The sequence below is a fragment of the Enterobacter sp. JUb54 genome, assembly GCF_014298075.1.
Lineage (GTDB): Bacteria > Pseudomonadota > Gammaproteobacteria > Enterobacterales > Enterobacteriaceae > Klebsiella > Klebsiella lignicola.
This window is the reverse complement of sequence record NZ_CP060418.1, coordinates 1,202,211-1,215,244: the sequence shown is the minus strand read 5'-3', so window position 1 is coordinate 1,215,244 and position 13,034 is coordinate 1,202,211. Positions and strand designations below refer to the sequence as shown.

At 55.6% G+C, this 13,034-nt stretch carries 14 protein-coding genes; 6 read left to right on the top strand and 8 right to left on the bottom strand.

Going from position 1 to position 13,034, the window contains the following annotated elements:
- The first annotated feature begins 25 nt into the window (after positions 1-25).
- The gene (locus HF679_RS05550) at positions 26-712 is read left to right on the top strand and encodes a GntR family transcriptional regulator (RefSeq protein ID WP_123754486.1); all 687 of its coding nucleotides are present in this window, start codon (positions 26-28) and stop codon (positions 710-712) included.
- Positions 713-769: 57 nt separating this feature from the next.
- Here HF679_RS05550 and HF679_RS05545 read toward each other — a convergent pair whose 3' ends face one another.
- The 5 genes from HF679_RS05545 to HF679_RS05525 form a co-directional block, all read right to left on the bottom strand.
- Complete coding sequence (locus tag HF679_RS05545; RefSeq protein ID WP_187042694.1) at positions 770-1,198, bottom strand: universal stress protein; 429 nt, start codon at positions 1,196-1,198, stop codon at positions 770-772.
- A 343-nt stretch (positions 1,199-1,541) separates the two neighbouring features.
- Positions 1,542-3,008, bottom strand: coding sequence for a mannitol dehydrogenase family protein (locus HF679_RS05540; RefSeq protein WP_187042693.1), 1,467 nt, complete (start codon positions 3,006-3,008; stop codon positions 1,542-1,544).
- Positions 3,009-3,222: 214 nt separating this feature from the next.
- Positions 3,223-4,599, bottom strand: a complete 1,377-nt coding sequence (locus HF679_RS05535) for an MFS transporter (protein WP_187043030.1) — start codon at positions 4,597-4,599, stop codon at positions 3,223-3,225.
- Between the two features lie 49 nt (positions 4,600-4,648).
- Complete coding sequence (locus HF679_RS05530; RefSeq protein WP_187042692.1) at positions 4,649-5,662, bottom strand: Zn-dependent oxidoreductase; 1,014 nt, start codon at positions 5,660-5,662, stop codon at positions 4,649-4,651.
- Between the two features lie 410 nt (positions 5,663-6,072).
- Positions 6,073-6,399, bottom strand: coding sequence for a YnfA family protein (locus tag HF679_RS05525; protein WP_123754491.1), 327 nt, complete (start codon positions 6,397-6,399; stop codon positions 6,073-6,075).
- Positions 6,400-6,541: 142 nt separating this feature from the next.
- Between HF679_RS05525 and HF679_RS05520 the strand changes: the two genes are divergently transcribed.
- Both HF679_RS05520 and speG read left to right on the top strand, forming a co-directional pair.
- A complete protein-coding gene (locus HF679_RS05520) occupies positions 6,542-6,883 on the top strand; it encodes a DUF1283 family protein (protein WP_123754492.1) in 342 nt (113 codons plus the stop codon).
- Positions 6,884-6,943: 60 nt separating this feature from the next.
- Positions 6,944-7,504 carry a spermidine N1-acetyltransferase gene (speG, locus tag HF679_RS05515; RefSeq protein WP_123754493.1) on the top strand — a complete coding sequence of 187 codons (561 nt, stop codon included), beginning with the start codon at positions 6,944-6,946 and terminating at the stop codon, positions 7,502-7,504.
- Here the strand turns inward: speG and HF679_RS05510 are convergent.
- Positions 7,498-8,175 (bottom strand): YnfC family lipoprotein, encoded by a 678-nt coding sequence (locus HF679_RS05510; RefSeq protein WP_410003358.1) that lies wholly within the window; start codon positions 8,173-8,175, stop codon positions 7,498-7,500. The genes speG and HF679_RS05510 overlap by 7 nt on opposite strands.
- Positions 8,176-8,312: 137 nt before the next feature.
- Here HF679_RS05510 and HF679_RS05505 point away from each other — a divergent pair, with 137 nt between their 5' ends.
- The 3 genes from HF679_RS05505 (at position 8,313) to clcB (ending at position 10,823) form a co-directional block, all read left to right on the top strand.
- A complete protein-coding gene (locus HF679_RS05505) occupies positions 8,313-8,576 on the top strand; it encodes a DUF1161 domain-containing protein (RefSeq protein WP_123754495.1) in 264 nt (87 codons plus the stop codon).
- Between the two features lie 162 nt (positions 8,577-8,738).
- Positions 8,739-9,347, top strand: coding sequence for a Tat proofreading chaperone DmsD (gene dmsD, locus HF679_RS05500; protein WP_123754496.1), 609 nt, complete (start codon positions 8,739-8,741; stop codon positions 9,345-9,347).
- Positions 9,348-9,527: 180 nt separating this feature from the next.
- Positions 9,528-10,823 (top strand): voltage-gated ClC-type chloride channel ClcB, encoded by a 1,296-nt coding sequence (gene clcB / locus HF679_RS05495; RefSeq protein WP_187042690.1) that lies wholly within the window; start codon positions 9,528-9,530, stop codon positions 10,821-10,823.
- On the opposite strand, the gene bioD is transcribed toward clcB, so the two are convergent.
- The gene (gene bioD, locus HF679_RS05490; RefSeq protein ID WP_123754498.1) at positions 10,776-11,471 is read right to left on the bottom strand and encodes a dethiobiotin synthase; all 696 of its coding nucleotides are present in this window, start codon (positions 11,469-11,471) and stop codon (positions 10,776-10,778) included. The genes clcB and bioD overlap by 48 nt on opposite strands.
- Positions 11,472-11,718: 247 nt before the next feature.
- Positions 11,719-12,939 carry a sugar metabolism global transcriptional regulator Mlc gene (gene mlc / locus HF679_RS05485; protein ID WP_123754499.1) on the bottom strand — a complete coding sequence of 407 codons (1,221 nt, stop codon included), beginning with the start codon at positions 12,937-12,939 and terminating at the stop codon, positions 11,719-11,721.
- Positions 12,940-13,034 lie beyond the last annotated feature (95 nt).

The window sequence follows — 13,034 nt, the reverse complement described above, 5'->3', positions numbered from 1 at the left end:
TATAATCCACTAAAAGTAACCATCAATGGCCGCAGAATCGCAACTCAATCCGACACAACCTGTCAATCAGCAAATTTACCGCATCCTTCGCAGTGATATCGTCCACTGTTTGATCCCTCCGGGTACCCCGCTGTCTGAGAAAGAAGTGTCTGTGCGCTTTAATGTTTCACGCCAGCCGGTGCGCGAGGCGTTTATCAAACTGGCCGAAAACGGCCTGATTCAGATCCGCCCGCAGCGCGGTAGCTACGTCAATAAAATCTCGCTGTCGCAGGTTCGCAACGGCTGCTTCGTCCGCCAGGCTATCGAATGTGCGGTAGTCCGCCGCGCCGCCGGGATGATCACTGCCGAGCAAATCTACCAGCTTGAGCAAAATCTTACCCAGCAGCGTATCGCCGTTGAACGTCAGCAATTAAATGATTTCTTCCAGCTGGATGATGAATTTCATCAGAAGCTGTCGACGATTGCCGACTGTCAACTCGCCTGGGATACGGTAGAGAATATTAAGGCGACGATTGACCGTGTGCGTTATATGAGCCTCGACCACGTCACCCCTCCGGATATGCTCCTGCGCCAGCACCATGAAATATTCCAGGCGCTGGAAAAGCGTGATGTTGAAGCGGTGGGCAAGGCAATGAACGTTCACCTGCACGAAATTAGTGAATCGGTGCTGTTAATTCGTCAGGAAAATAGCGACTGGTTTAGCGAAGAATAATCGAATCTGGCGGCAGCAGAAAATATCACCGCTGCCGCGGTTTCTGAATGGCAATCCCTAACGTACTACCAGCACCGGAATTCTGGCATAGCGCAAAATGGACTCGGCGTTCGAGCCAAGCAGATGGGTAGACAGCCCCGGCGTGCGTGAGCCCACCACAATCACATCGAACTCATCGGCATTGCCGATCGCCACGATTTCATCGCGCACGTTGCCAAACACCACCCGGGAGTGGATCCGCGAGGCGGGGATGGAGAACAGACGAGACAGAGCCTTCATTTTCTTCTGCGACTCCTGCTCCATAAAGGTTTCGAACTTTTTAATATCGGCGGAAAAACCGCGCAGAATGGAACGACTGCTGTTGGGTAGCACGTTCAGCAGGGTAATTTCACCTTCGCTCTGCGCTAAAAACTCTGCATGACGTACCGCTTTATCACTCAAATCCATTTCGAACACATCGACAGGTAATAAAATTCTTTTATACATAGTCGGCACTCCTTATCCCGAGGATATTTATTTTTTACTGCAGCCATCATGCCATATTTATTTTAAACGCAGCACAAATAAGCCACTCGACGACCGGCAGAATCGTTAAAATAAACATCAATTATTTATAGTTAGTTCGGCATAGTTAAAGATATGTATAGTCTATGCGCCCGATCATTATTTTAGCGGATGGCGCAGTAAAATATTATTTACCGAAAGGTGTGAAGCTGTTTGTCGGAAACTATCAGGGCTAAGACAATAAGATGCTGGTCAGCATTATTTTACGTCAGAGCAGCCGTACCATATAAACATGCCGCCAGGGCTGGCGGCATGGTAGACGAGATTATGCCTGTGCTTTAGCCCAGGCAGCGATGGTCGCTTTCGCGCCATGCGCTTGCAGCGACAGCCAGGCATCGGTCACCGCATCGACGAAACGGCCTTCCTGCGGTAAATCGCGGCCAAAGATGGCGTCAATTCCCAGCAGGGCTTTCACACGCTCCGGCCCTTCAACGCTGTTCTGCACAACCTGCTGAATCACCGGCAGCAGCGGATCGCAAATTTCAATCGCCTGCCCCTGCTCATCAACACCACCGACGTAGCGCATCCAACCCGCCACGCCCATCGCCAGCAGGGTAAAGTCGCTGCCTTGCGCCAGATGCCAGCGAACCGAATCCAGCATACGCTGCGGCAGTTTCTGGCTGCCGTCCATGGCGATCTGCCAGGTACGGTGCTTCAGTGCCGGGTTACTGTAGCGGTCGATCAGCAGCCCGGCGTAGCGCTGCAGGTCAACGCCCTGCACTTTTAATGTCGGCGCCTGTTCATTGAGCATTAAAGCCCGGGCCGCACGACGATAATGCTCATCCTGCATGCAGTCATTGATGTGCTGATATCCAGCCAGGTAGCCGAGATACGCCAGGAAGGAGTGGCTGCCGTTGAGCATGCGCAGCTTCATCTCTTCGAAAGGCACCACGTCGGCGACCAGCTCAGCCCCCGCCTTTTCCCATTGCGGACGGCCAGCGACGAAATTGTCCTCAATGACCCACTGACGGAACGGCTCGCACGCCACGCCGGCAGGATCGCGCACGCCGGTCAGCTGTTCAATCTTATCCAGGGTATCGGCGGTGACGGCCGGTACAATGCGGTCAACCATGGTGGACGGGAAAGTCACATGTTCTGCAATCCACGCCGCCAGTTCACCGTCGATAGCCCCCGCCAGCGCACAGACCACATTGCGCATCACGTGGCCGTTTTCCGGCATGTTGTCGCAGGACATCACGCTAAAGGCCGGCAAGCCTGCCGCTTTACGCCGCGCCAGCGCTTCAACCACCACGCCCGGTGCCGATTTTGGCTGATGCGGGTTGCGAATATCGGCGGCAATCAGCGGATGATCCAACTGCAGTTCGCCGGTGGCCGGTGAGTGGCAGTAGCCTTTTTCGGTAATGGTGAGCGAGACGATCGCCACCTGAGGTTCACACAGCTTCGCCAGCACGCTTTCGAGACCGTCGACCTCGGCGTGCATCGCCTGTTTAACCACGCCAACCACCCGCGCGGTCCAGGCATCGGCGGACATTTCGGCGACGGTGTACATCAGATCCTGATGTTGCAGATCGGCAATCTGCTGCTCGCCGCCGATCAGGTTCACTTCGGTGTAGCCCCAATCGCTGCCATGTTCCGCGGCCAGGATATCGGCGTAAACCGCCTGGTGGGCGCGGTGAAATGCGCCAAATCCCAGATGGACGATGCGCGACACCAGTTTGCTGCGGTCGTAAGAAGGAAGCGTTGCCTTGGCTGTTAAAAGCGTGTTTTCCATGGTGACTCTCATTTTTATGATTACTAATCAACCATTCTCGAGGAGAATGCCTCTGTGAGGTAAACCATCTCATGCAATTGGTATGACATCTTTGATTTCCATCAACTACCATACAAGAAGATTTATCGCGCTTACTCTCGGTGATCATGCGACTGACGCCATGAAAAAGCCGGGTGGTTTCACCCGGCCACATCAACGTCGGTCAGGTGCGGTATCAGGTTAACTGACCGGCTCTTACTTCTTTATGCTGCGGGGCTTCGTCTGCGGCATCGTGCAGCAGGCTCAGGTCACGGTCGCGCACTTCCGGCATCAGCAGTGCGGAAATTAAGCCGATAATCGAGTAGCAAATCAGCATCGCGACAATTGGCCACCACGCGCCTGTGATATTACAGAAAATACCGGCAAGCACCGGGCCAAAGCCGACGGCCACCAGACCACCGGTCTCTTTGGAAATAGCCATTCGGGTAAAGCGGTTACGCGAGCCGAATATTTCCGCCATGGTGATATTCTCGAGCGCAAACAGGCCAAGTACTGCGATATTATGAATAACAATTAATGAGGCCATAATCGCGCCGACGCTGTAGCTCTTATCAACAATAATTGAGATCATCGGGTAGGCTAAAAGAATGGCCGATATATTGACGATAATATAAGGCAGGCGGCGGCCGACTTTATCGGACAGCCATCCCAGCAGTGGGATGGTAATAAACCCGATGCCGGAACTGATCATTAAGGCGTCGGTGGGAATCGCTTTATCAAACAGCAGGCTTTGCACCAGGTAACCGGCAAGGAATGTCTGTAAAAGTCCGGAGTTGCCGGCCTGACCAAAACGCAGCCCGGTGGCCAGCCAGAAGGATTTGCTTTTTAACATCGCGCCAAAGGTATTCTCTTCCTCAGCCGCGCTATTTTGCAGGCTTCCCTCTTCGCTGACCTGCTCAAATACCGGGCTCTCTTTGAGATTCAAACGCAACCAGATGGCGAAGACCATCACCACTACGCTTGCGAGGAACGGAATACGCCAGCCCCATGCCACCAGCTCTTCACGGTCGAGGAAGAAGAACATCACCGCCCAGATGGCGGTTGCGCTCAGGGTTCCACAGTTGGTCCCCATTGCCACCAGCGAGGAGATAATGCCGCGCTTACCCTTCGGCGCATATTCTGCCAACATGGTGCCGGCCCCGGAAATTTCCGCCCCGGCGCCCAGCCCCTGAATAATACGCAGCGTTACCAGCAGCACCGGCGCGAGAATCCCCACCTGCGCGTAGGTTGGCAGAATACCAATCAGGGTGGTACAGATCCCCATCATGGTAATGGTGATAAACAGCACTTTTTTTCGCCCGATTTTATCGCCCATCCGCCCGAAAATAAACGCCCCAACGATGCGGGCAATATATCCCGCGCCGTAGGTTCCCATGGCTAAAATCAGTGCCATAGCCGCCGATTGTTCAGGGAAAAATATCTCATGGAAGACGAGTGCCGCCCCCAGAGAATAAAGTTGGAAGTCCATGAACTCCAGAGCAGTGCCTAACCATCCGGACACCGCGGCCCGGATGAGGTCGGATGTTGTTCTCTCATTCTTCACTGTAGTCATCATTATGTTCTCTAATTGAAATATATAGAGTTTGTATTAATTATTAACATCAAAAAGTTAATAAGACCTTACAGCAGTTTTTCCTGTCGTTTTCAAAGAGTTCGATAGCATCAACAATGTGCTGATACTCAAAGGTATGAGTAATTAAAGCTTCTGGATCAATTAACCCCTGCGCTAACCATTCCAGCACCACAGGGAATTTATTGGCATTCAGTCGCGAAGAGAATATAGAAAGCTCTTTACCGGTAATCCCTTGCTGGGCAACCAGCGAAGGCTCGGTGGAGAAGCCCATCAGAACGATTCTCGCCGCCGGTGAGGCCAGCATTACGGCTTCTGACAATATAGAGGGATGGCAGGCGGCATCAATAATCAGCGTCGGCTTGATCCCGTCCGCCTGCAGACAGTCAGTTAGTGACTGCTCACCATTATTAATCACCCGATCCGCGCCGTTGCGTTTTGTCATTTGTAAACGCTCAGCGATCTGGTCCACGACAATCACCTGCTGAACGTTATACACATTTTTCAGCACCTGGATTGTGGTTAACCCCATCGGCCCCGCGCCGTAAATCAACACCGTATCCTTTGAGGTCGGCGACACCTGTCCGGTGACGTTGGCGGCAATGGTGAAAGGCTCAACCATCACACCGTGACGGTCCGGCACGCTGTCCGGCACCTGCCAGGCATTTTTGGCCGGGACGACGGCATACTCGCTAAACCCGCCATCCTGGTGCACGCCAAGCACCACCAGTGACGTACAGACGTTCGGCTTCCCCACCGAACACGGGTAACAATGCCCGCAGCTGATAACCGGGTCGACGCAGACGCGCTGGCCGACCGAACGGTCCTTCACGCCCTCACCCACGGCATCGATAACGCCGAAGAATTCGTGCCCGATGACCCGCGGGTATTTTGCGAAAGGATTATGCCCGCGATAGATGTGGCTATCGGATCCGCAGATGCCTGCCAGCTTCACTTTTACCCGCACTTCACCTGTCGCAGGTTCCGGTCGCGCCCTCTCTTCGATAACCAGCTCATTGGGTTGACGAATGACAATACTCTTCATTTTTTCTCCTTCACCAGTTTCACAACGTGCCAACGTCCAGTCGCCGCCCCGTCACCCTCAGCAACGGTCAGGCGGTTTTTTTGTTGTCTGTTTGTCAGCCAATCCTGATGCCGCTCAGGGCATCACCCACAACAGCCAAATGCGTCTTACGCTGACGATTCAGGCTGAGTTACCCCTGTTTTCCTGATATCCCTACGAACATCCGCTTAAAATTAAAGCATCAGACCTACTACCATACAAGTATGATGTTTAAAAAGGTGGTGTCCGATCACATTATCCAGCCGGGATCGCGCGACAGCGGATCCGTCATTTTCTAACGGGAATACGGGGTTAACAGGTGGGCTACGCAGTGCGTGAGAGACAGGCCGCCGATCGAGGCGATAGCGGCCCGTTGAGATGATACCGGACGGTCAGGCGCGTCCCCAGCCGGCGACGATGATCAGCATGCCGCACAGGGCCACCAGCGCCCCGGCCCAGTCATAATGGCTGAGCTTGACGCCATCGACAAAACGCAGCCACAGCAGCGCGGTGCAGACGTAAACCCCGCCATAGGCGGCGTATACTCGCCCGCTGGCGGCCGGATGAAGGGTCAGCAGCCAGACAAACATCACCAGCGCCACGCCGGCGGGGATCAACAGCAGCGGTGTCGCGCCACGCTTTAGCCACAGCCAGGGTAAATAACACCCGAGGATTTCACAGATCGCCGTCGCGAAGAAAAGCAGTGTTGTTTTGAACATAAAGACAGGTAAAGAGATTGGGTGGTCAGCCCATGTTACGCGATAATCCCCGCTGTCCGCACTCTTTTGTCGGGTATGCCGTCGACAGGAGATGTAGTAAACTTGAAGATGGCCGCAGGGCTATCACTCAAAGGAAATCGTGATGAAAATGACACAAAAAAAACGCTGGTGCCTGACGGCGATGCTGGCCGTCAGCGCCGTGGTGTTTACCGCGTCGTCTTTTGCGCAAACCAACAAGCTGGTGATTGAGTCCGGCGATAGCGCGCAAAGCCGCCAGCAGGCCACCATGGAAAAAGAGCAGTGGAACGACACCCGTTCACTGCGCCAGAAGGTCAATACGCGCACCGAGAAGGAGTGGGATAAGGCCGACGTCGCTTTCGATGCTCAGGATAACTGCCAGAAAAGCGCGAACGTGAATGCGTACTGGGAACCGAACACCCTGCGCTGCCTCGATCGCCGCACCGGCCGTACTATCGCACCTTAATCCTTCCTTCATGTCCGGCGCCTGCGGGCGCCCTGTTCGCTTTTATCTACAGGAATCATCATGCCTGACGCTCATACCATTAAACTGCGGCCGCTGGAGCGCGAAGACCTACGCTTTGTCCATCAGCTTGATAACAACGCCAGCGTGATGCGCTACTGGTTTGAAGAACCTTACGAAGCCTTCGTGGAGCTGTCCGATCTGTACGATAAACACATTCACGATCAGAGCGAACGCCGCTTTGTGATTGAATGCGATGGCGAAAAAGCCGGGCTGGTCGAGCTGGTCGAAATTAACCACGTCCACCGCCGCGCCGAGTTTCAGATAATCATTTCCCCCGATTATCAGGGCAAAGGGCTGGCGACGCGGGCTGCGAAACTGGCGATGGATTACGGCTTTACGGTCCTCAATCTGTACAAACTGTATCTGATCGTCGACAGCGAAAATGAAAAAGCGATCCACATCTACCGTAAACTCGGATTTATGGTCGAGGGCGAGCTGATTCATGAGTTTTTCATCAACGGCGAGTACCGCAACACCATCCGCATGTGTCTGTTCCAGCATCAGTACATTAGCGAACACCGTAATCAGGGTCAGACGCTGCTGAAGCCTACGGCTCAGTAATATTCGATGTTGTTTTTAATGGTGTATCGACGGGTTAATGGCGGCTGCACGCTATCGTCGATCACCTGAAGTTCACACTCCACCGGGTTATCGTGGCGATCGTAATCGCAGGTTTGATACACGCTCCCCAACTGCCGATCGTTAAAGGTGCTGGTCGCCGTGTAATCCAGTTTTTTACGCGGGTCAGACACCGGCGTAGAGCGCACCGTAAAACGCTCATCTTTCGCCACCGTGGTTTTCCCGGTCGGATAGCCTTCGCTGTCATAGTGGTAGGTGGCGGTGGTCTCTTTGCCCCGCGCGGCGATCACAAATCCGTTATCGTCCGTGTCCCAGACGATGCCCGCAGAGGGTAACTCAGCAAGCTGGCATTTCCCCTGCAAACGCAGGCGCTTCTCGCGGGTTCTGGCATCGAGATAAAAATTGGCGTCCAGCAGCAGCGTCGCGCCGGTTTTATTCTCCCGGTCTTCAAAATCCAACAGGTCAAAACAGCCTTCGCTGGACATATGGGCGCTCACCCGCTTCACCACCTCGTGGTGTTCGTCGAAGAGGGTCTGGCTGAAATCCTTCACCGGCCCCCGCAAGGGATCGAACTCAAACTCATTGGAAAAACTCGCCATTTCCGGCGTAAATGCTTGCGGTGACGCCGGCTTATCACAGGCGCTCAGGACCATTACCGCCGATATCAGCAAAAACCGTTTGTTCACGCCAGATTCCTTTTGTGGAGATTACAATCATAGTAGCAAATACAATTGTTTACACCAGTTCTGCTATGCTTAAAACCAGATGGATTGAATATAAGGAGTCTATGATGAAACGTTCACCCTGGCTATGTATGGTTCTGCTGCTGGGTTCAACCTCCGTGCTGGCTGCCCCCGATTCCTGCGAGCGCGTGAAAAATGATATCCAGCAAAAAATCGTCAACAACGGCGTGCCGGCGTCTGGCTTTAGCTTAGCGATCGTGCCGAATGACCAGCCTGACCAGCCCGGTACCCAGGTGGTCGGTCACTGCGCCAACGACACCTTCAAAATTACCTATACCCGTTCGTCTGGTGCCGAGAGCGACGCCCAGTAATACCCTGACCATTTCAGGTGAAGGATATTCTCCCGGAGTTGATGCGGGATAATATCCTGCTTCCCCGCCTTGCGTATGATGGCTCCCCCGGATGGTCGGAAACACCGTTCGGCGCGATAAGCCATGGGTCACAGGCCCGCGCCGCAGAAAGGAACCTGAAACATGATGCAACCGCAATACCGCGACGCCGTCGCCTTAAGCGCCCGCACGCTGGGTGCGCTCTTTTCATTCCCGCCGGATAGCGAGCAGGCCGCCGCGCTGGTGAACGCCCTGCGCGACGGCAGCTGGCAGTCGCAGTGGCCCTTCCCGTTGACAGCGGTACCGGTCGCCGGGTTTGCCCGTGAGAGCGATGAACCTCTCGCCGAAGCCTGGCAGCGGTTGTTTATCGGGCCGTGGGCGCTGCCGGCACCGCCGTGGGGATCCGTGTGGCTGGATAAAGAGAATGTGCTGTTCGGCGATTCGACGCTGGCATTGCGCGAGTGGATGCGCGCTCATGGCATCGCTCACGCGGCGCAAAGTCAGGAGCCGGAAGATAACTTTGGCACCCTGCTGTTGCTGGCGGCATGGCTGTGCGAGTCCGGGCAGGACGAGGCGTTTCATCAACTGCTTGCCTGGCATCTGCTTCCCTGGTCCGGGCGCTTTCTGGCGCAGTTTGTCGCCGGAGCGGAACATCCTTTTTACCAGACCCTCGGCCAGCTGGCCCAGGCGACGCTGGCCGAATGGCAGACTCGGTTGCCGGTGGCCGTCGCCGCAAAACCGCTGTATCGCTAATCTAGCGTTAACCGCTCGGCCATGCGGATAACTCCGGCGTGGCCGTTTTTTTTCAGTGCCCTGATAAATTCTGTTATATGCCCGGTTCGCTTGTACCTCGCCAGGCGCATTTATCGCTTTTGCGTCTAAGCTTATTTCCTATCACAATAAGCGCATGATTATTGCTACCCGTACCCGCTGATGCATCGTCTTCATCATTACCCCGATGTCCCGGTCATGTTCCGTCGTCTGCTGATTGCCACCCTGGTGGGCATTCTGGCAGCGTTCGCCGTCGCCCTGTTTCATCTGGCGATGGGCGTGCTGGAAGGCGTCTTCCTCAACGATCATAGCGGTAGCCTGGTCAATGCCGCCGAGGCGCTGCCATGGTGGCGTCGGCTGCTAACCCCTGCGGTAGGCGGTCTGGCTGCGGGCACCCTGCTGTGGCTCTGGCAACGCCAGACCCGCCAGCGTCCTCACGCCCCCACCGACTACATGGAAGCGCTGGAGACCGGCGATGGTCAGTTCGATACGCCCGCCAGTCTGATCAAATCCCTGGCGTCACTACTGGTGGTCACCACCGGCAGCGCCATTGGCCGTGAAGGGGCGATGATTCTGCTGGCGGCGCTGGCCGCATCGCTGTTTGCCCGGCGCTTTACACCGAAAGCGGAATGGAAACTCTGGGTAGCCTGCGGCGCTGCCGCCGGGATGGCCAGCGCCTATCACGCCCCGCTAGCCGGAAGCCTGTTTATCGCCGAAATTTTGTTCGGAACCCTGATGCTGGCGTCGCTCGGCCCGGTAGTGATTTCTGCGGTGATCGCGCTGCTGGTCACCCAGTTGCTGAACGGCGGCCCGTCGCCGCTGTATCAGGTGGTGTTCAATGAACCGCTGACCGCCATGCACTACGCGCTGATGCTGGCAACCGGGTTGCTGGCCGGGGTGTGCGGACCGCTGTTTATCGCCATGATGAGCGCCAGTCACCGGGGCTTTTTGCTCGCGGGTCTCTCGCCGCCCTTCCAGCTGGCGCTGGGGGGGCTTATCGTCGGGCTGCTGTCGCTGGTAACACCGGCGGTCTGGGGCAATGGTTACAGCACGGTGCAACATTATCTCCAGTCGCCGCCGCTGTTCAGCGCTATCGCGCTGGTCTTTGTCTGTAAACTCATTGCGGTATTTGCCAGCAGCGGCTCTGGTGCGCCGGGCGGGGTCTTCACACCGACTCTGTTCATCGGCCTGGCGATGGGGATGCTGTTCGCCAACCTCAGCGGGCTTTGGCTGCATCACGATCAGGGGATGGCAATTCTGATGGGTTTGACCGGAATGGCGGCCTTTCTGGCGGCCACGACGCACGCGCCGATCATGTCAACCTTGATGATTTGTGAAATGACCGGACAGTATGCGTTACTGCCCGGTTTACTGATTGCCAGCGTGCTGGCGTCGGTGCTCTCAAGAACCCTACGCGAGGATTCGATCTACCGTCATCACGCTGCCGAGCATGGGTAAATCAATATACTGACTTAGCTCGCGCTGTTCGGCGCGCGGCAGATACGGAAGTTCGCCGATCAGCGGCCCCGGCAGTTTTTTGCTCAGCACATCGATGATTTCGGCATAGTGCGCCAGCCCCGGGTTGATACGGTTGGCCACCCAGCCAATCAGCGGCAGGCCGTCGTTAGCAATGGCCTGGGCGGTCAGCAGCGCGTGGTTGATGCAGCCTTCCTGAATCCCGACCACCATCAGTACCGGCAGTTGCTCCTGCACCACCCATTCAGAGAGAGGACGCAGATCGTTCATTAAGCTGCGCCAGCCGCCGGTGCCTTCGACCACCACGTGATCCACCTGCCCGCTCAGGCGCTGCAGGCCATTGGTCAGCAGGCCGTAGTTGATCGGGCTGCTGTGGGCCACGCTGCTTTCATCTTCGCTTAACGCGATGGGATTGACAGCATCGTACGGTAACGCCAGCGTCGACACGCTTTGTAAAATCAGCGCATCTTTGTTACGCAATCCGTCCGGCGTCTCTTTGCTGCCCTTCGCCACAGGTTTGTATCCCGCGACGCTTTTGCCGCTGGCAGCAAGTGCCTGCAACAGCGCACGGGAAACCACCGTCTTGCCGACAGCGGTGTCAGTCCCTGTTATAAAGAAACGCTTAAACATCATTAACCCCACGGTTATGTTGGTTATCCCCGTCATACTTCAAGTTGCTTGGGTGTTGGCTGCACCCGTTCACCCCAGTCACTTACCTGAGTAAGCTCCTGGGGATTTACGGCCTTGCTGCCTACAAGCAACTCGAATTATTTTGGGTATATAAAGACAAAATAATAAAGTGTGGGGAAAAGTCTACGCGAAGCCGGGGAATATCAGCTTGAGATAGCGCAATTTTTGGTGCGACGACGGGAAAATGTTAACCCTGTAACAGTCGAATCAACAGAGATCCGTTATAGAGCGCATCTTTGACCAGGGCTGCGCCGGCCATCGTCCCCCGGTTGGCGAACTGGGTACTTTCGACGGCAATGTGACGGCTGTAGGCCGGGAGAGATTGTTGCCGAATGCAGTCAGATATTGCCGGAAACAGGATATCCGCCGCCTGGCTAAACGGCGAGCCAATCAGAATTTTTTGCGGGTTGAACAGATTCACCATGATCGCCAGAATGCGCCCAACGTGCTGGCCGACGCCGCTGATAATATCCCGCGCCAGCAGATCGCCCTGCAGGGCCGCCTCGCAGAGCCACTCCACGCTCAGCGGCTGCTGATGCAGCATTGAGCTCATGGATTTAGCCATCCGCACCTGCGCCAGCTCCAGCACGCTCTCGACGCTGGCGATGGTCTCAAGGCAGCCGTGGTTGCCGCAGTAACACAGCTTACCGTACGGGTCGACCTGGGTATGGCCAATCTCCACCAGACTGCTGCTGCCGGCATGCAGCAGTCGACCGTCGGTGATCACCCCGGCGCCAACGTTATGATCGATCACCACCTGAATCACATCACGCGCGCCACGGGACGCGCCAAACAGCGATTCCGCCATGGTCCAGGCGCTAATATCGTGCTGAATATAAACGGAAACCCCGGTGCGGCTGGCCAGAACCTCGCCCAGCGGCAGATCCCGGACATCATCATAAAACGGCATGCGGTGGATAACGCCATTTTCGGTATCAATAATCCCCGGCATAGTGACGGCAATGGCTGTCAGGCGCTCCAGCTTCTTTTGATGACGAATAAAAAATTTGTCGATGTGCTCGACGACGCGCGTCAGGAAAGGCTGCGGATGTTCGAGCGCCAGTTCGAGCTGCTCTTCCACCACCAGCTTGCTGCTCAGATCCCGCAGCGCCAGATGAATTTCACCGCGGCTGATACGTACGGAGAGATAGTGCCAGGCTTCGGTTTCCACCATCAGGCCAACCGCCGGACGCCCACGGCTGCCCGGATCCTGAATTTCCGTCTCCTGCACCAGGTGCGCTTCCAGCATTTCACGCACAATTTTAGTAATGCTGGCGGGGGCCAGTTGCGCAAAGCGCGACAGATCGATACGCGACACCGGGCCAAGCTGATCAATCAGGCGATAAACGGCGCCGGCATTGGTCTGCTTTATTTGATCGATATGGCCTGGCTGACTGTCCGCTACCACCGTTGACTCCCTTTATTTTCGCGCTTCGAAATAAACTTTTTGCTATGGTGAAGCACTTCGAGGGCACTCGTCAAATTTTTACTTAGCCTTGTGAT

Bases quoted from the DNA above. Each gene is read 5' to 3' on its own strand.
- bioD (WP_123754498.1), bottom strand. From the start codon at position 11,471: ATGTTTAAGCGTTTCTTTATAACAGGGACTGACACCGCTGTCGGCAAG.
- HF679_RS05545 (WP_187042694.1), bottom strand. From the start codon at position 1,198: ATGTATAAAAGAATTTTATTACCTGTCGATGTGTTCGAAATGGATTTG.
- HF679_RS05530 (WP_187042692.1), bottom strand. From the start codon at position 5,662: ATGAAGAGTATTGTCATTCGTCAACCCAATGAGCTGGTTATCGAAGAG.
- clcB (WP_187042690.1), top strand. From the start codon at position 9,528: ATGCATCGTCTTCATCATTACCCCGATGTCCCGGTCATGTTCCGTCGT.
- HF679_RS05510 (WP_410003358.1), bottom strand. From the start codon at position 8,175: ATGGTCCTGAGCGCCTGTGATAAGCCGGCGTCACCGCAAGCATTTACG.
- HF679_RS05535 (WP_187043030.1), bottom strand. From the start codon at position 4,599: ATGACTACAGTGAAGAATGAGAGAACAACATCCGACCTCATCCGGGCC.
- HF679_RS05550 (WP_123754486.1), top strand. From the start codon at position 26: ATGGCCGCAGAATCGCAACTCAATCCGACACAACCTGTCAATCAGCAA.
- HF679_RS05520 (WP_123754492.1), top strand. From the start codon at position 6,542: ATGAAAATGACACAAAAAAAACGCTGGTGCCTGACGGCGATGCTGGCC.
- HF679_RS05505 (WP_123754495.1), top strand. From the start codon at position 8,313: ATGAAACGTTCACCCTGGCTATGTATGGTTCTGCTGCTGGGTTCAACC.
- dmsD (WP_123754496.1), top strand. From the start codon at position 8,739: ATGATGCAACCGCAATACCGCGACGCCGTCGCCTTAAGCGCCCGCACG.
- HF679_RS05525 (WP_123754491.1), bottom strand. From the start codon at position 6,399: ATGTTCAAAACAACACTGCTTTTCTTCGCGACGGCGATCTGTGAAATC.
- HF679_RS05540 (WP_187042693.1), bottom strand. From the start codon at position 3,008: ATGGAAAACACGCTTTTAACAGCCAAGGCAACGCTTCCTTCTTACGAC.
- speG (WP_123754493.1), top strand. From the start codon at position 6,944: ATGCCTGACGCTCATACCATTAAACTGCGGCCGCTGGAGCGCGAAGAC.